Annotated in this window: 13 protein-coding genes and 1 tRNA gene; 11 read left to right on the top strand and 3 right to left on the bottom strand. The window is 57.6% G+C overall.

What is annotated here, in order from left to right; genetic code table 11:
- A partial coding sequence (locus VMJ32_04935) for a hypothetical protein (GenBank protein HTQ38347.1) occupies positions 1-1,449 on the bottom strand: 1,449 nt, incomplete at its 3' end.
- 600 nt (positions 1,450-2,049) lie between these two features.
- Between VMJ32_04935 and VMJ32_04930 the strand changes: the two genes are divergently transcribed.
- The 3 genes from VMJ32_04930 (at position 2,050) to VMJ32_04920 (ending at position 3,403) form a co-directional block, all read left to right on the top strand.
- Complete coding sequence (locus tag VMJ32_04930; GenBank protein HTQ38346.1) at positions 2,050-2,733, top strand: redox-sensing transcriptional repressor Rex; 684 nt, start codon at positions 2,050-2,052, stop codon at positions 2,731-2,733.
- A 199-nt stretch (positions 2,734-2,932) separates the two neighbouring features.
- Positions 2,933-3,003, top strand: a tRNA-Gln gene (locus tag VMJ32_04925).
- A gap of 70 nt (positions 3,004-3,073) precedes the next feature.
- Positions 3,074-3,403, top strand: a complete 330-nt coding sequence (locus VMJ32_04920) for a hypothetical protein (GenBank protein HTQ38345.1) — start codon at positions 3,074-3,076, stop codon at positions 3,401-3,403.
- Positions 3,404-3,418: 15 nt separating this feature from the next.
- Here the strand turns inward: VMJ32_04920 and VMJ32_04915 are convergent, their stop codons facing one another.
- Both VMJ32_04915 and VMJ32_04910 read right to left on the bottom strand, forming a co-directional pair.
- Positions 3,419-5,326, bottom strand: a complete 1,908-nt coding sequence (locus tag VMJ32_04915; GenBank protein HTQ38344.1) for a radical SAM protein — start codon at positions 5,324-5,326, stop codon at positions 3,419-3,421.
- Positions 5,323-6,321, bottom strand: coding sequence for an RluA family pseudouridine synthase (locus tag VMJ32_04910; GenBank protein HTQ38343.1), 999 nt, complete (start codon positions 6,319-6,321; stop codon positions 5,323-5,325). Before VMJ32_04910 ends, VMJ32_04915 begins: the two co-directional genes overlap by 4 nt.
- 408 nt (positions 6,322-6,729) lie before the next feature.
- Between VMJ32_04910 and rpsB the strand changes: the two genes are divergently transcribed.
- From rpsB to VMJ32_04870, 8 genes are all read left to right on the top strand, one after another.
- Positions 6,730-7,503, top strand: coding sequence for a 30S ribosomal protein S2 (gene rpsB, locus VMJ32_04905; protein HTQ38342.1), 774 nt, complete (start codon positions 6,730-6,732; stop codon positions 7,501-7,503).
- 122 nt (positions 7,504-7,625) lie between these two features.
- On the top strand, positions 7,626-8,453 hold the full coding sequence (gene tsf, locus VMJ32_04900; protein HTQ38341.1) for a translation elongation factor Ts: 828 nt from the start codon (positions 7,626-7,628) through the stop codon (positions 8,451-8,453).
- 118 nt (positions 8,454-8,571) lie between these two features.
- A complete protein-coding gene (gene pyrH / locus VMJ32_04895; protein ID HTQ38340.1) occupies positions 8,572-9,333 on the top strand; it encodes a UMP kinase in 762 nt (253 codons plus the stop codon).
- 61 nt (positions 9,334-9,394) lie between these two features.
- Positions 9,395-9,955 carry a ribosome recycling factor gene (gene frr, locus VMJ32_04890; GenBank protein ID HTQ38339.1) on the top strand — a complete coding sequence of 187 codons (561 nt, stop codon included), beginning with the start codon at positions 9,395-9,397 and terminating at the stop codon, positions 9,953-9,955.
- Between the two features lie 137 nt (positions 9,956-10,092).
- Positions 10,093-12,357 carry a tetratricopeptide repeat protein gene (locus VMJ32_04885; GenBank protein HTQ38338.1) on the top strand — a complete coding sequence of 755 codons (2,265 nt, stop codon included), beginning with the start codon at positions 10,093-10,095 and terminating at the stop codon, positions 12,355-12,357.
- Between the two features lie 214 nt (positions 12,358-12,571).
- Positions 12,572-14,725 carry a peptidylprolyl isomerase gene (locus VMJ32_04880; protein HTQ38337.1) on the top strand — a complete coding sequence of 718 codons (2,154 nt, stop codon included), beginning with the start codon at positions 12,572-12,574 and terminating at the stop codon, positions 14,723-14,725.
- 166 nt (positions 14,726-14,891) lie between these two features.
- Entirely contained in the window at positions 14,892-16,184 is a 1,293-nt protein-coding gene (locus tag VMJ32_04875; protein HTQ38336.1) for an aminotransferase class I/II-fold pyridoxal phosphate-dependent enzyme, read from the top strand.
- Between the two features lie 13 nt (positions 16,185-16,197).
- Positions 16,198-17,130, top strand: a complete 933-nt coding sequence (locus VMJ32_04870) for a class I SAM-dependent methyltransferase (GenBank protein HTQ38335.1) — start codon at positions 16,198-16,200, stop codon at positions 17,128-17,130.
- Positions 17,131-17,273: the final 143 nt, after the last annotated feature.

Raw genomic sequence — 17,273 nt, 5'->3', positions numbered from 1 at the left:
GGTCTTGGTTTCATAGACCGGCTTGCAGACCGTGTAGCAGATTTCACGCGTCTTGGTTTCGTAGACCGGCTTGCAGACCGTGTACGTGCAGGTTTTGGTTTCGTAAACCGGCTTGCAAACGGTGTAGCAGATGTCGCGAGTTTTGGTTTCGTAAACCGGCTTGCAGACGGTGTAGCAGATTTCACGCGTCTTGGTTTCGTAGACGGGCTTGCAGACGGTGTAGCAAATGTCGCGAGTCTTGGTTTCGTAGACCGGCTTGCAGACCGTATACGTGCAGGTCTTGGTTTCGTAAACCGGTTTGCAAACGGTGTAGCAGATGTCGCGCGTCTTGGTTTCGTAGACGGGTTTGCAAACGGTGTAGCAAATCTCACGCGTCTTGGTTTCGTAGACGGGCTTGCAGACCGTATAGGAGCAGGTCTTGGTTTCGTAGACCGGTTTGCAGACCGTGTAGCAGATGTCGCGAGTCTTAGTCTCGTAAACTGGTTTGCAAACGGTGTAGCAAATTTCGCGGGTCTTGGTTTCATAGACCGGCTTGCAAACGGTGTAGCAGATTTCACGCGTCTTGGTCTCATACACGGGCTTGCAGACCGTGTAAGTGCAGGTCTTGGTTTCGTAAACCGGCTTGCAGACGGTGTAGCAGATGTCGCGAGTCTTAGTCTCGTACACCGGCTTGCAGACCGTATAGCAGATTTCGCGGGTCTTGGTTTCATACACCGGCTTGCAAACGGTGTAGCAGATGTCGCGGGTCTTAGTTTCGTAAACCGGCTTGCAGACCGTGTAGGTGCAAGTCTTGGTTTCATACACCGGTTTGCAGACGGTGTAGCAGATGTCGCGCGTCTTAGTCTCGTAAACTGGCTTGCACACGGTGTAGTTGCAAGTCTTGGTTTCGTAGACCGGTTTGCAGACGGTGTAGCAGATGTCGCGGGTCTTGGTTTCGTAGACCGGCTTGCAGACGGTGTAGCAGATGTCACGCGTCTTGGTTTCGTAGACCGGCTTGCAGACGGTGTAGCAGATTTCCTTAGTCTTGGTCTCCCAGACGGGCTTGCAGCAGGTGTAGCAGATGTTTTTGGAGCAAGTTTCGTAAACCGGCTTGCAGCAGGTGTAAGTGCAGGTGCGGGTCTTGGTCTCCCAGACCGGCTTGCAGACCGTGTATTCGCACTCGCGGCAGGCGGTTTCGGCGACGTACTTCACGCAGTCGATAGTTTTGGTTTCCGTGACCGGCTCGCAAACCGTTTTGTAGCAGGTGTAGTTCTGCTGTTCGTAGACGACCTCTTTGCAGGTCTTCATTACCGTGTAACAGTTTTGTCGCGCGCCGGCATAGCTCACGGAATCACAACTGCAGGAACACAGCTTGAAGCTGCCTGCCCCACAGTATCCGGCTTGGGCGAGTTGAGCTGTGGCGACGGTGAGCACCACCGTGGTCAGCATTACACCCAAAAACCTGTTCATCGCTTTACTCCCTTGGTAAGTCGCCTTGAGCGGTATGTTGTCTGGTCGAGACGGAGAGCGCCCGTCAACGGTTTTCATCGGACGATACAATCGTGCCGCATTAGCTATCCATCCCATATTTCGTAGATGACGAAAAAAGGATTGTGTTCGCAAACGACGCAGAGTTACGTCCTAATGCCTTATTAGCTCGAAATATCGTCAATCTAAATGGATTACGATGAGCTAGCTGGCCGCAAGTCCTGGCCAATTTGAGGAAATAGTGTAGGTTCATGGCGACTTCATGGGTTGTGCTAGCAACGTCCCGTTGTGCCCAATTGAACGGCTTTTCCAACTGTAAGGGCTAAATATCTTTCGGGGCTAATGGAGTTACGTGCCAGCCGACCAGGAGAGAGTTTCTGATGTCGGGAGCGGACCAATTCCAAACGCGCGACATGCCTTTGGTCGTTTTTTAGGCCCGGAGAGGGGTGTTTGCAGACACCGCAAATCAATCGGGCCGCAAAATGGCCGCCCAGCCTCAGACTTGCCGTCGCGAAACCGCTGAATTACAGTAATCCCGCTGCCTCCGGCGGCAATTTCCGTTCTTAATGACGTACCGCCCGCATGATGAGCCAGCCCAAATCTAAAACCTTGTCAGATTCGGAGGGTCCCGTTCCCAAGGCGGTTGTGAACCGGCTGAGCCTGTATCTGCGCGAACTGCACAGGCTATTGCGCGATGGACATCAAACCACCAGCTCCAGCCATTTGGGAAACTTGCTGGGCTTTACCGACGCCCAAGTGCGGAAAGATTTGGCGTATTTTGGGCATTTCGGCTATCCGGGCATCGGTTACCGCTGCCAGGAATTGATCGATGCCGTTCGCCGCATCTTGGGGACCGACCGCATTTGGCCCGTGGCGATGGTGGGGGTCGGCAACCTGGGCCGGGCGCTGTTGGGCTACAAAGGATTTGGCCTGCAGAATTTTCGAATCGTGGCGGCATTTGACGTCGATCCGGGCCGCGTGGGCGAATCGATTGAAGGCGTGCCCATTTACCATCTCGACAAACTCACCGAAGTGGTTCGTCAGCAAAGGATCAAGCTGGGGATGGTTGTGGTCCCAGCCACCGCCGCCCAAGGCGTGGCCGACAAGCTCGTGGCCGCCGGCGTGGAGGGAGTGGTGAACTTTGCCCCGGTCACACTGGTGTTGCCGGAGACCGTCAGCCTGGTAGGGGTCGATTTGGCGATGGAGCTGGAGCAGCTTTCGTTCGCCGTCGTCAACCGCGGCGAAACGGGCTCTGCCGACGAGTAATTGCTGTGGGACTCCGGAGATCGCCGCATTTCTCAGAAGCGCGAAGCCTTATCTGGCTGCTTCTGCCGCGAACCTGACCCGTGGGCAGTGCGCCTTGTCCATGAAGCGGCACAACGGTTAAACTTGTCGGCGAGCGGCTGGCCCCTCACCCCAACCCTCTCCCAAAGGGAGAGGGAGAAACAAAGGGGCAACGCGAAACTACCGGGTGGTGTAACGGTAACACTAGGGACTTTGGCTCCCTCATTCAAGGTTCGAATCCTTGCCCGGTAGCTGGATAGCTTAGCGGCACGACTACCGTCCTGCGCTCGATTGCCGCCCGGGCGATCGTGCTCGGTTGCTTATGCACAGTCAAGTTCAACATTCGAAGAATTCGTTTCTAGCCCAGGTAGCGCTATTTGCACTGTTTTGCGTGGCGGTTGTGCTGGGCATTTTATTGCTCCCGCTGGCGGCGATTGTTCTGTTGGTTGCCTGGATTCAGCGCAAGCGCCATCCAGACGGTGCAGAGCGTTCCACCGGCAAGGTGAAGGCGGTCGCGGAGATGGTGTGGCTATTGGCCGTGATGGGGGCCGGCATGGTCCTTAATATCGTGGTGCTGCCGATCGGTTTGTTTTGGTACTGGATCAGAGGAAAGCCACTGCCTCCGCCGCCGGAAATTGGACCGCGCGATTGAACTTGCCGGACGGGTTTATCGTTGCTGTGCAGCAGCAATCGAAATCGTTTCTGCCATTTGCTGGTCGCGCCACACGAGGGTTGCAAACGCGCTAATTTCGTCGAGCCATCTTGAATGTTCGGTGCCCAGCGCCTCCTGCAGTTCCGCCGGCAGGACAACAATCAGCCGCTTGGCGCCTTTCATGCGGCCCGGCTGCACGCTGTAAAAGCGGTCGAGATAAGTCGGCTGCTTGAGGGCGGCGCGGAGAATGGCGTCGCAGCAGCAGGTCGTCAATGTCTCCGGCAATTCGGCCAGATCGCCCGTTGGCTCCAGCACAATCTGCAGAGTGGTGAAGGGGTTGTCGGACAAGATTTGTTGGACGATTTGGGCCGCGCGCTGGCGCTGAGCGTGGAAATCAGCGGATTGCAGCCACAGTGTGAAGACTTGAGTGCGGAGGTGTGGGTGTGAGCAGGTGTAGGGGTGATCGGGTGATGAGGTGTGTTCGTCGAGATTTGTGTGGCAAAAATCGATTTTGCCGAACGCTGCGCGACCAACGGTCGCGGCTTTATGAAGTGCCGGCTCCGGCAGCGGGTCGAATTCGGTTTCGAACGCATCTTCGGCTTCGGCCATCAGGTCGTACATCTGTTGGGTCGAAAGCGTAGGTGTTTGCAGCACGTAATACGGCGGGCGATTTTGGTAAATCAAACCCAGGGCCTCGGCTTCTTGGCGGAACGATGTGCCGGGGAGAACCGCCAGGTTGAACACCTGCACCTGGCTGTACAGGCCGGTGGTGCGAATGTACTCGATGCCGCGGCGGACCGAGTCGACCGTGTCGCCGGGCAGGCCGATGATTAAATCGACCTTCACTTTAATGCCCAGGTCGAGCATCGCCCGGGCCCCGCGTTCGAACGACCGCAAATTGTTGTGGCGGTCCATCAACTCCATCGCCAACGGGTCGATCGATTGCAGACCGATTTCCACTTCGGTAAAGCCGGCTTCGTGCAGCAGTGCCGCAACTTGCGGCGTGATACCTTCCGCCCGCAGCTCGCCGAAATAGGTGAATCCCCGCCCCGGATTGCAGCGAGCCAATAGCCGCAAGAAGTCGGGAAAGTTGCGGCGCTGGTTGAGCGTGGGGTCAAGCAGCACCACTTCCTTCGCGCCGCGCCGCCGGGCGTGCTCCAAGTTGGCGACGATTTTCTCCTTAGACACAAAATACAGATCGTCGTAGCTTTTCGGGTAGTAACAGAACTTGCATTTGAAGATGCAGCCGCGGATGGTTTCCAGCAGCAGCATTCGCTCGTCGGCGGCATCGAGAATGCCGGCCAGGTACGGCGAGGAAATATTGTTCAGATGCGGCAGCGGCGGGCGGGGAAGAAACGGAAATGGGGAATGCGGAGTGGGGAATGGGGAATGAGGATGATTACCATTTTTCGCCGCCGCGCCTGCCCCTTGCTTGCGGTTTAGCACGCTCGTGCAAATCAATCCCGGAATTGTTTTTGCTGGTTCATCATGCTCGACCAGCGCCGCCAGCAAATCGGCAAAGGTTTGCTCCCCTTCGCCAATGGCTGCGTAATCGACGGCCGGATGCTGGATCACCCACGCATTATCGAGCGTGACTTCGGGCCCGCCGATCAGAATTTGCACGCTGGGCTCGCGCTGTTTGATTTGCTGGGCGATCCACAGCGTCCGTTCGATGTTCCACAGATAACACGTAAAGCCCACCATCCATGGTCGTCGGGCGAGAATGGCTTCGACCAGGGCTTGATCGCCCAGCGCGTTCGCTTCGATCGTGGGAAGCAAATCGATGTCATAATGCGCTTCCAATCCACACTGCCGGGCGAACATTTTCATGTAACCGGCCGCCAGCGGCACGTTGCCGCGGATCGGCTCCGGGCCGACGGGCGGAATCGGTAGCTGCACGAGGATGATTGTGCGCTTGGTCATTTCGAAGCCGCCGCTTTCTTTTTCAGTTGCCGCCAGAAGTCGGCCAGGTCGCGCGGTAGCGGCGCTTGGAATCGCAGGTTTTTGCCCGTGACCGGATGAACGAAGCCGAGTTCAGCGGCGTGGAGGGCCAAGCGCGGGGCGCCGCTTGAATCTTCGTCAGGCTTGCCGAATTTGGATTGACGATACACTTTTTCGCCGCAGACCGGATGGCCGCGCTCCGACAAATGGATGCGAATTTGATGCGTTCGGCCGGTCTCCAGGCGGCATTGAATGAGCGTGTAGCCGGCGGCTGTTTCCAGGGGTTGAACGTGCGTCGTGGCGAATTTGCCGACATCGGGCAGCGTGGTGCTGCCGCGGCGGCCATCGCCTCGGTCGCGCACCAGATGGCTGCTGATGGTTTGGGCTTTCACCTCGCCTTCGACAATGGCCAGATAGCGCCGCTGTGTGGTGTGCTGCCGAAACTGCTGGGCTAGAATTCGCTCAGCCGCATGTGTGCGAGCGAAAACGACCAGTCCGCTGGTGTCGCGGTCGATGCGATGCACGGCCCGAACCGGCGGCGGCACGCCACGTTTGCCGCGCCGGCCTTCAATTTGCGTAATGATGTGCGGCAGCAGCTCGTCCAGCGTGGGCTGAATTTGCCGCCGCCGCTTAGGCCAATTCGTTTCTTCACGGTGGCGATTCGTCGTCATGCCGGACGGTTTTTCCACGACCACAACGTGGGCATCGAGATATTGCACTTTTACGTCGTGTTCTTGCGGCGGAGCAACAGCCGGTTGCGAAAGTAGTTTGACGACGTCTTCCGATTTCAGCCGCCGGCCGGCATCGACACACACGTTTCCGCTAACCATGATTCGGCGTGATTCGATCAGCTTGCGCACCTGCGACCAGGAACAATCGGGCAACCAGTGGCGCAAAGCCGCCGCCAGAGTTTGGTTTTCCAATTCCGGAGTCAGACGAAACAGTTGCGGGACAGATTTTGGTTTGATGCGGCCCATCGTGAGAGAATGCGACCTCGGCAAACGGGTGCCCATCGGCGACAAGAACTCATTATTCTAGCCGCTTTTGCGGCGGGCGTAATTCGTCGGGGGGAAATCGCTGTAATTTCGGCGCTGGAAAGTAAACTTCATCGTCCGCACTAAATCCAAACGCGTAAAGAAGTTTCGTTGCCTAGCCCGGTTGACGCAACTTGGTACAATTGATAGCATGAACGGCTTGCCACGCGGAATGTTTCCGCCAAGCGCAACATCGTAGTTTTAACCGCCCGATTAGCCCAACGCCGGCGAGAAAGCCGTTAGCGGTTAGCAATTAGCAACTAGCCGGACAACGAATCCGGTTCCGCTAATTGCTAGTCGCTAATCGCTAATTGCTTTTCCAGAGCCGGTGTGCCAAGTAAGGAGTTTTGTTTGTCCACGGTCACCGCCAAACCTAATATCTCAGCCAAGGAGTTAATAGAAGCCGGGGTTCACTTCGGCCATCGAGCCAGTCGCTGGAATCCCAAAATGCGGCCCTACATTTACGGTCGCCGCAATCTGATTCACATTATCGACGTGAAGGAAACCGTTCGCGGCTTATTGCGGGCGAAAAAATATCTGAAGCAAGTGGCCGCCGGCGGGAGCTTGATTTTATTTGTGGGGACCAAGCGCCAGGCTTCCGAGCCGATCGAACGGGAAGCGGTCCGCTGCAATCAGCCCCGGGTTAGCGACCGTTGGCTGGGGGGCACGCTGACCAACTTTCGCACCATCCGCAATCGGTTGAGCCGGTTGGAAGAGTTGGAGGGACTAATCAAATCGGAGCAATTCGACACGTACTCCAAAAAAATGCAGTCGGCGCTGAAGCGCGAGTTTCGCAAAATGTTCCGCAATTTGAACGGTATGCGAACGATGAATCGCCTGCCGGAATGCCTGGTGGTGATTGACCCTAAGAAAGAACACAACGCCGTGAGCGAGGCCAACAAGCTGGGCATCACGACCGTGGCGCTGATCGATACCGATTGCGACCCGGACAAAATCGATTTGCCCATTCCCGGCAACGACGACAGCATTCGGTCGATTGAAATCGTGCTCCAGCAACTGGCCGACGCCGTGCTGGAAGGAAAAACCAGTGCTGCCACGGCCAAGCAGCAAAAGCAGGAAGGCATGATGGCGGCCGCCAGTGTCGGGGGCGGGGAAGAAGAATAAAATGCCGCTTGACGATTCAGGAGCAATGGAAGGTTTCAATTAGTTTCTGCTAAACCGCTGGCGGTTTAGCAAAAGTTCTGGCCTAGATTCGTCTTTCGCCCCTTGCATCTACGGAGTGCGCAATGCCCGAAGTTTCCGCCGCCGCCGTGAAGGCGCTTCGCGATAAAACCAATTTGCCGATGATGGAGTGCAAACAGGCCCTGGAGTTTTCCGGCGGCGATGAAACGGCCGCCGTCGATTGGTTGCGCAAGCAAGGCAAAAAAACAATGGAATCACGCTCCGGAAGGGAAACTTCCTCCGGACGCATTGCTCAATTTATCGACGCCGGGAAAAAAGTCGGCGCCATGATCGAACTGCGCTGCGAAAGCGCGCCCGTGGCCAATAACGAAGAGTTCTTGGCGCTGGCCAGCGGTTTGGCCCAGCAGTTGGCGTTGGGACCCGGTGCAAAAACACCTGAAGATTTGTGGAAGCAGCCTTCGCCGAACAGGGCCGGCAAAACGCTGGGCGACCAGAAAGATGACCTTTCCAACAAAATCCGCGAAGTATTCAACCTGGCTCGGATTGTGCGGTTCGACGGACTCAGCGGCGGTTACGTGCATCACAACGGGGCCAGCGGCGTGCTGATTGAATTCGAGGGAGGCAACCCGGAAGTCGCCAAAGACATCGCCATGCACACGGCGGCCATGCGTCCGCAGGCCGTGACCAAGGAAGAGCTTGATCCGGCGGTGGTGGCCAAAGAGCGGGAAATCCTTTCGGCTGCGGCTCGGCAGGAAGGCAAGCCGGAAAACATCATCGGCAAAATGGTGGAGGGGCGCTTGCGGAACTTTTACAGCGAACGCGTGCTGCTGGAGCAGCCGTTTGTGAAAGACGAAAAGAAAACTGTCGGCCAACTGGCCAAAGAGGCCAAGCTGACGATCAAGCGTTTAGTGCACTGGGAACTGGGAAAATGATGGGCGAATGACTAAATGCTTGAAGGACTGAATGAATTTGATACCACCGTAGGATTCTAATCGTTTAGGCATTCAGACATTCCGTCTTTCAGACATTTTCAAACTTTGCGGGTCGGCAATGTCGAGCGATTCATCCACTCTCGTTTATCGCCGTGTCGTGCTTAAGCTTTCCGGCGAAACGTTTTGCCACGCCCGCGAACGCGGCATCAGCATGGATGAAGTCATCCATACGGCCCGACAAACGTATCAGGCGGCGCAGCGGGGCGTGGAAATTGCCATTGTGATCGGCGGCGGCAACATTTTGCGCGGTGCACAGTTCACCGCCGCGGCCGGCGAAAGCATTCAGGAAGCCACGGCCCATTACATGGGCATGCTGGCCACGGTCATTAACGGCCTGGCGCTGCAAGACGCGCTGGAAAGTTTAGGGGCCGAAACGCGGCTGCTTTCGGCCGTGCGGATGGATGGCGTGGCGGAGCCGTATATTCGCCGCCGGGCCCGCCGGCATTTGGAAAAAGGCCGCATTGTCATTTTAGCCGCCGGAACGGGCAGCCCATTTGTCACCACCGACACCGCCGCCGCCCAACGAGCCTTGGAATTGGAAGCCGATGTCCTGCTCAAAGCCACGCGGGTCGACGGGGTGTACAGCGACGATCCGGAAAAAAATCCCCACGCGCTGTTGTACCGCGAATTGAGCTTCAGCCAGGTGCGAGATCAAAACTTGCGGGTGATGGATCCCACCGCCATCGCTCAGTGCATGGAACACAATATGCCCATCGTGGTGTTCAATTTCAAGAAGGAAGGCAACATCGAACGGGCGGTGCGCGGTGAACGGGTGGGCACCATCATTTCCAGCCAGCACGGCGAGCAAGCAGTGAAATAAAAGTTTCCATTCGCTTGCGGTTTAGCCCGCGCAGTTTATCGCTAGGAGTTATCGCCTCGGTATGTCTTCGGAAGAAATTCTCTTCGACGTGGAAGAGCGGATGGAAAAAGCCGCCAGCGTCTTCAAGCACGCGCTGACGGGTATTCGCACGGGCCGGGCGAATCCGGGCTTGGTCGATTCGCTCCGGGTGGAAGTGTACGGCGCTCCGGTCATTTTGAAATCGGTGGCGCAAGTGGGCGCCCCGGAACCGACACAAATTGTCATCCGCCCGTTTGATCCGGGCACGATCAAAGACATCGAAAAAGCCATTCGGACCAGCGACCTGGGTTTCAACCCATCGAACGATGGCCGGGTGATTCGCATTGCTGTGCCGCCGCTGTCCACCGACGTGCGCCGCAAACTGGTGAGCCGCATCAAGGAAATGGGGGAAGACGCCCGGGTTTCCATTCGCAATGTCCGGCGCGACGGCAACAAAGCGGCCGATGATGCCGAAAAAGACAGTAGCTTGACCGAAGATGAATGCAAGCAGGCCAAGGAACAAATTCAAGAGTTGACCAAGCAATATGAAAACAAGGTTAACGATTTGGCTAAGGCGAAAGAAGCCGAAGTGATGGAACAATAAATTCTTGCTGACTGCTGCTGGGCCTTTCTGCCTGCTTCTCTTTTGCGTTCGCCGCAATTTCTCTTGCTGCGGCAACCAATGTAGCCTAAAGTTCGCGCCCCTCATTTGGGCAAGCCGCAACTTTTTCAGCCATCACGATGAAATCACGAAAAAAAACCGCCCCGGTAGCTCCGTCGCCGGTTCGGCGATCGGTGGTCAGTACTATCCGCTTGTCACATCGCGGCTGGCTGCCAGGTTTGTTGTTAGTGGCGATGGTGGGATTGGCGTATGCGCCGGCCTTCCGCGGCCGCTACGTGCTTGATGACGACGTCTACGTGACCGGCAATTCGGCCTTGCGCTCCGCCGACGGGCTGCGGCGCATCTGGTTCGAACCTGGCTCTGTACCCGACTATTACACGCTGGTGTATTCCACGTTTTGGGTGGAATATCATTTGTGGGGTCTTGCACCATTGGGTTATCACGCAGTGAATATCGCCCTACATGCCATCAGTGCAGTGCTGTTGTGGCGTCTGCTGGTTCGGTTATGCGTGCCCGGGGCTTGGCTGGCGGCGGCGATTTTTGCCGTGCATCCGGTGTGCGTGGAATCGGTGGCGTGGATTGCGGAGCGGAAAAACACGCTGTCGCTGCTATTCGGGCTGGCTTCGATGTTGTGTTATTTGCGGTTCGAGCCGATTGAAAATTCCCCGTCCCCGGCACGTTCGATGGCTGAGACTCCGTGCAAGTTTCGTTGGCGATACTATGCGGCGGCGCTGGTTCTGTTCGCACTGGCGCTGCTCAGCAAAACGCAGGTGGTGGCATTGCCGGCGGTGCTCTTGGTTTTGTACTGGTGGAAACGGGGCAGTATTGGCTGGCGCACGGTGATACCGCTGACGCCGTTCTTTCTGCTGGGTTTTGCTTTGGCGGCGGTCACGGTCTGGATCGAGACGGTTTACAACGGAGCCAGCGCGGCTGATGGCGCAGCTTCGTTATTGGAGCGCATTCTGATCGCTGGTCGTGCGTTATGGTTCTATCCCAGCAAATTGATTTGGCCGAATCCGCTGACATTTATCAATCCGCGGTGGACCATCGATGCCAACGTGTGGTGGCAGTATTTGTTTCCGCTGGCGGCGGTTACGGTTTTGGCGGTATTCTGGTTGGCGCGGGGAAAAATCGGCCGTGGTCCACTGGCGGCGGCATTGATATTTGCAGGATTGTTGCTGCCGGTGCTCGGATTTTGCAATGTGTGCTATCAGCGGTTTTCCTTCGTGGCGGACCATTTCCAGTATCATGCCGCGGCGGCCCTGATTGCGCTAATTACAGCGACGGGTTGGAAAATTGCCGGGCGGTGGACTGCGATTTGGGCCCGGAAAATGGCCCAGGCCGCCGCAGTGGCAATCGTGGGTGTGTTCATGCTGCTCTCGTGGCAGCAGAGCCGGTTATATGGCAGCGCTGAGGTGCTGTACCGAGACACACTGACGAAAAATCCCGATTGTTGGCTGGCTTATAACAACTTGGGCAACGCGCTCGAGCAAGCGGGGCGTGTCGACGAAGCTATCGCGGAATATCAAGCGGCATTACAGTTGAAGCCGGATTACGCCGAAGCACACGTCAACTTAGGAACTGCGCTGGCCGAAAGCAATCAGACAGAGCTAGCGATCGAGCAGTATCGGCAAGCATTAACGCTCAAGCCGAATTACGCGCAGGCCCACAATCATTTGGGCGTGGCGCTGGCCAAGGCCGGGCAATCGCAGCAGGCGCTGGCCGAATATCAAGAAGCGCTGCGACTGAATCCCAACGATGCGGACGCCCACAATAACTGGGGAACATTGCTGTTGGACACTGGAAAACGGCAAGCGGCCCTTGAGCACTTTCAGGCCGCGCTGCTGATCGATGCCGACGATGCCGCGGCGCACAGCAATTTGGGCAATGCGCTGCAGCAGTTGGGCCGCACGCACGAAGCAATGGAACAATTTGCCGAAGCGCTGCAATTGAATCCCAATTTGGCCGAGGCCCATAACCTCCTGGGGGCGGCATGGGTGAGCACGGGGCACGTTCCGCAGGCGATTCAGCAGTATCAGCTTGCGGTGCAATTGAAACCGAATTATGCGGAAGCCCACTTTAACTTGGGAATTGCCTTGGTCGGCTGTGGCCAGCCTGCAGCAGCGATTGAACACTTTCAGGAAGTGCTTCGGTTAAGTCCGAACGACCTGGTTTGTGCGTTGAACCTGGCGGTGGCGTATGCGCGGACAAATCAACACCAGCAGGCCGTTGCGGCGGCCCACCAAGCCGCAGAGATAGCCCATGCGACGGGGCAAAAAGCGCGTGCCCAGGAAATTCAATCGTGGTTGAGTGCCTATGAAGCTAGCACGGACGGATCGACCGATGTCCGCCCTGCTTCTTACGATGCCCCGGCAGTTCGCTGACGTGGCTTGTTGATTTCGTAGATTGTGCCAACGGGCCAAGTTCTCTTGACCTCCGCATCGCATCGGGCCTATAGTTCTTGCCTCAAAGCAGGCGATGGCGCCCGCCAGAGGGCCCGGAACAGACCTTCTGGCGGGGCTTTTCCATGAAGGAAAGGATGACGATCGCACGCCACGCCCACGACCCAGTTCTCAAACGGTTTATGGAGAAACCGTCATGACTAGCATGGATGCATCCCCCGAGCCGCTCGGCCGGGGAAAGTGGAAACGTCGTTTTTTGCCGCTGGCCGGCGCCATTGGCGTCGTGGCGATTTGCGTGGCGATTCGCGCCATTGGCGGGCGTGAACAGGCCGGCGCGCAAACCCCGGGACGCAGCAGCATCAATTTAGGATCGCGCGCCGCCGATGCCGCATCACCCAGCGGCAACTCCTCGGCACATGGTTCCGCGCCCGCGCCGGGCAATCCGGGGACGGTGCAAAGCAACAATGCCACGTCGTCGCAGCAGCAAACGGTGGCCGTGGTCAACGGCGAGGAAATTCATCGCCAGGAATTGGCTCAGGAATGCCTGGCCCAGTTCGGCAAGGACGTGCTAGAAACGGTGATGAATAAATATCTGATTCTCACCTATTGCGATAAACAAGGAATCAAGGTCACGAAGCAAGATGTCGACGAGGAAATTGCCCGCATGGCCAAGCAGTTTTCCATTCCGGTCGATCAATGGCTGCAAATGCTGAAGCAAGAGCGGGGCATCAACGCGCAGCAATACGCCGACGATATTATTCTGCCGACGCTGGCGCTACGCCGCCTGGCGGCGGAACGCATTCAGCCCACGCCGCAGGAACTCGACGATGCCTACGACGCCGAATTCGGCGTGGCCGTGAAAGCCCGGATCATCGTGCTCGACAATGCCGACAAAGCGCGTGACGTGCAGGCCAAGGCCGCCGCGAACCCCGGCGATTTTGAAATGCTGGCCCGCAAGTACAGCATCGACGGGAACAGCGCCAGCCTGGGCGGATTGATCCAACCGATTCGCCGCCACATTGGCGACCCCAACGTGGAAAAAGCGGCCTTCGGAATGAAGGAGGGAGACATTTCGCCGGTGGTTCCAGTGCATAACCAATTTGTGATCCTCAAATGCGAAGGGCAAACCGAGCCCTCGGGCTTCCAAAAGGAGCAGGTTCGCGGCCGGTTGGAGGAATTTGTGCGCGATCGCAAGCTGCGCACCGTCGCCGCCGAAGTGTTCAAAAAGTTGCAGGACGAATCGCAGGTGGTCAACGTGTACAACGATCCGGTCAAGCGGGCGCAAATGCCCGGCGTGGCCGCCACCATCAACGGCAAAGCGATTACCATCCGCGAGCTGTCCGAGGCGTGCATCGACCGCCACGGCGAGCAAGTTTTGGAAGTCATGATCCATCGCAAACTGCTGGAGCAAGAACTCAAGCGAAAACACATGACGGTCACTCAGCAAGAACTCGACGCGGAAGTTGCCCGGGCGGCCCTGGCGGCCGGCAAATTGAAACGGGACGGCAAACCCGACGTCGACGCCTGGCTGAAAATGATCACCGACGAGGGCATGCCCATGGATAAATACCTGCACGACGCCGTGTGGCCCAGCGCCGCGCTCAAGCTCATCGCCGGCGACGTGCCCGTGACCGATGAAGACATTGAACGGGGTTACAAATCGAATTACGGCTCCAAAGCGCAAGTGCGGGCCATCGTGCTCGACACCCAGCGTCGGGCCCAGGAAGTGTGGCAAAAGGCCCGCGACAATCCATCGGTCGATTTCTTCGGCAAGCTGGCGGAGCAGTATTCCATCGAACCGGCCAGCCGCGCCAACGAAGGCCGCGTGCCTCCCATCCGCCAATTCAGCGGCCAACCGGAACTGGAGAAAGAAGCCTTCAAGTTGAAGCCCGGAGAGATTTCAGGCATCGTTCAAGTGGGCGATAAGTTTGTCATTATGTACATGGAAGGATTCACCAAGTCGGTCCAGGTCAGCAAAGACGAGGTGAAGAATCTGATTTACGAAGACGTGCACGAAAAGAAGATGCGGCTGAAAATGACGGGCGAATTCGATCGTCTTAAGGAGGAAGCCCGCATCGACAATTACCTGGCCGGAACCTCGCAATCGCCGCAGCGGAACGAGGCGAAAGCGGGCGCCCGCGCCCTCTCGTCGACGGGACCAGGTTCCAATGGCCCCATCGATCGCACGATGATCGATTCCGCCACCGTGCCGGCCGCCTACGAAACGACGGGCCTTTTGCCGCGAAACCCGCCGTCCACGCAGACTGCTTCGCCTTCCAGCGCACGGTCGGATTCCGCATCGCAATCTGACGCCGATCAGCCGCGAGCCGGCTCTGCCGTGCAGCGATAATCGGTTTAATCCTCAAGGTCGCGGAAAGTTGCCCGAACCTACGTCGAACGGCGCGTCTCTTTTCGCCGTGCCAATGCGCGGCTATTCTTGAGGTAGGGCTTCTTGGCCAAATATTTGCCAGATCGGGCCCCACAATGAAACTCGCCAGGGGCGCCGCATGATGTCTATGACCAATTCCGAAGATAAACCCGAACCGGTTGACGATCTGCGACCCTTCCAAATTCAACTGGCCGAACGGATGAAGCGCTTGCCCGCTTATTTGTTCGCCCGGCTGAATCAACTGATGTACCAGAAGCGCCGCGCCGGCGACGACGTCATCGACATGGGAATGGGCAATCCCACCGATCCGCCGGCCGATTTGATCATCGACAAGTTGGCCGAAGCGGCCCACGATCCCAAGAACCACGGCTACAGCCCGTCGCTGGGCATCATGCAATTGCGGCGCGAAGTCGCCAGCCGCTACTTAAAAAAGTGGGGCGTGCGGCTGGACCCGGAAAGCGAAGTAATTGTGACCCTGGGTTCCAAGGAGGGCTTCAGCCATTTGTGCCTGGCCCTGATTGGCCCGGGCGATACCGCCATTGTGCCGGCCCCCACGTATCCGGCCCACATGTACGCCGTGTCGCTGGCTTCTGGCAACGCCATTACGCTGGAAGTGGCCGACAGCGAAAAGTTCCTTTCGAACGTGGCCTACATTTGCCAGCACATCGAGCCGCGTCCGAAAATGGTGATTTTGAACTATCCGCACAATCCGTCCACCGTGACGGTCGATCCGCCCTTTTACGTCGAGGCGGTCAAGCTGGCCCGCAAATATGGCTTCATTTTGATCAGCGATTTGGCCTACGCCGACGTGTGCTTCGACGGTTATCAAGCTCCCAGTCTGCTGGCGGTGCCGGGCGCCAAAGACGTGGCCGTGGAATTCACGACCATGAGCAAGGGCTTTAGCATGGCCGGCTGGCGAATCGGATTTTGCGCTGGCAACGCGGAAATTGTGCGGGCCTTGGGCACGATCAAGGCCTATTACGATTACGGCATGTTCCGGCCCATGCAAATTGCCGCCATCATGGCGCTGCGGCATTGCGAATCGGCCGTGGAGGCGCAAGCCAAGGAATATCAACTCCGGCGCGACGTGCTGTGCGACGGGTTGAATCGCATCGGCTGGAATGTGACGCCGCCGCGAGCCAGCATGTTCCTGTGGGCGAAAATTCCGGAGCCCTGGGCGAAAATGGGCTCGCTGGATTTTGCCATGAAGCTGCTGGAAGAAGCCGACGTGGTCGTAAGCCCCGGGGCTGGTTTTGGCCCGGCCGGTGAGGGTTACGTGCGCATGGCGCTCATCGAAAACGAAAACCGCATCCGTCAAGCGGTGCGGAATATCGCGCGCTGCTTGGGTAGCGAGCCGAAAAACAACGGCCCTGCCGCTTCGACCAGAAATGTAGGCCGTCAGACGCCGGCGCAGACGTAACCTACACTTGTGCATGCAGTCGGAACAATTTCAACTTCATGCGCAGATTGAACAGCGGCATTGGTGGTTTGTCGCCCGACGGCGGATTTTGCGCGACGTGATTCGCAAAATTGCACCGCCAGGATCGAGTCCATTGGATGACCGGTGGCGGCTGCATCGCCGGCTGACGATGGGAGAGGCCGTCAAAGCCATCGAATCTCGCCCGATGGTCGTCGACATCGGCTGCGGCACCGGGGCGAATTTGGCGGCTTTGGCCGACGAATATCGCTGCCTGGGAGTCGACACCTCGGCTGAGGCTGTCGAGCTGGCCCGCCAGCGATTTCTGGGCGTCACCTTCGTTTGCGGATTTGCTCCACAGGATGTGAAGCACAGGTTGAACCGAGCGGCGGTCGTAATGTTGACCGACGTGCTGGAACACGTGGCCGACGATCGCGACTTGTTGGCCAGCATTGTCGACGCCTGCCCGCCCGGTGCTCAAATTTTAATTACCGTGCCGGCCGACATGCGGCTGTGGAGCCCGCATGACGAGGCGTTTGGCCATTATCGGCGTTACGACGCACAAAGTTTGGCTGCCGTGTGGACCGGCCTGCCAGTGAATCCGCGATTGTTGTCGCACTTCAATAGCCGGCTATATCCGCTAATTCGCGGAATTCGAGCGATGAACCGTTGGCGCGGCCGAACTTCGGGCGCCGCGAATACCGATTTTACGTTGCCCGCGCCGCCCATCAATTCGGCTTTGGAAGCGTGCTTTGCCGGGGAACGGCGGCGGCTGATCGGGGCGATTGACGGCGCATCGGCCGGTTATCGCCGCGGCGTGAGTCTGATCGCGATTTTGCAGCGCGAAGCAGTCCCGCAATCGAAAACGACCACGCTCAATCCCATCGTTCTCAGTGGAAATGCGGCCGACTTGGCTGCATCTGTAATTTCCGCGCCCGCTGCTTTATAATGTGCTGCGGCCGTGCTCTGGCATGGCTAATGTGCGCAAAAAAAGAGGGTTCTTGCTCGCCGGGACAAGAACCCTCCAAATTGGCTGTCCAATTCTGAATTCGCATCCAGAACTGGAGACCCACAGCCGTAGAAAGCGTATCG

This window comes from Pirellulales bacterium (assembly GCA_035499655.1).
GTDB lineage: Bacteria > Planctomycetota > Planctomycetia > Pirellulales > JADZDJ01 > DATJYL01.
This window is presented reverse-complemented; position numbering and strand designations above follow the sequence as displayed.

Bases quoted from the DNA above. Each gene is read 5' to 3' on its own strand.
- VMJ32_04930 (HTQ38346.1), top strand. From the start codon at position 2,050: ATGATGAGCCAGCCCAAATCTAAAACCTTGTCAGATTCGGAGGGTCCC.
- VMJ32_04920 (HTQ38345.1), top strand. From the start codon at position 3,074: ATGCACAGTCAAGTTCAACATTCGAAGAATTCGTTTCTAGCCCAGGTA.
- VMJ32_04915 (HTQ38344.1), bottom strand. From the start codon at position 5,326: ATGACCAAGCGCACAATCATCCTCGTGCAGCTACCGATTCCGCCCGTC.
- VMJ32_04910 (HTQ38343.1), bottom strand. From the start codon at position 6,321: ATGGGCCGCATCAAACCAAAATCTGTCCCGCAACTGTTTCGTCTGACT.
- tsf (HTQ38341.1), top strand. From the start codon at position 7,626: ATGCCCGAAGTTTCCGCCGCCGCCGTGAAGGCGCTTCGCGATAAAACC.
- pyrH (HTQ38340.1), top strand. From the start codon at position 8,572: ATGTCGAGCGATTCATCCACTCTCGTTTATCGCCGTGTCGTGCTTAAG.
- frr (HTQ38339.1), top strand. From the start codon at position 9,395: ATGTCTTCGGAAGAAATTCTCTTCGACGTGGAAGAGCGGATGGAAAAA.
- VMJ32_04885 (HTQ38338.1), top strand. From the start codon at position 10,093: ATGAAATCACGAAAAAAAACCGCCCCGGTAGCTCCGTCGCCGGTTCGG.
- VMJ32_04880 (HTQ38337.1), top strand. From the start codon at position 12,572: ATGACTAGCATGGATGCATCCCCCGAGCCGCTCGGCCGGGGAAAGTGG.
- VMJ32_04875 (HTQ38336.1), top strand. From the start codon at position 14,892: ATGACCAATTCCGAAGATAAACCCGAACCGGTTGACGATCTGCGACCC.
- VMJ32_04870 (HTQ38335.1), top strand. From the start codon at position 16,198: ATGCAGTCGGAACAATTTCAACTTCATGCGCAGATTGAACAGCGGCAT.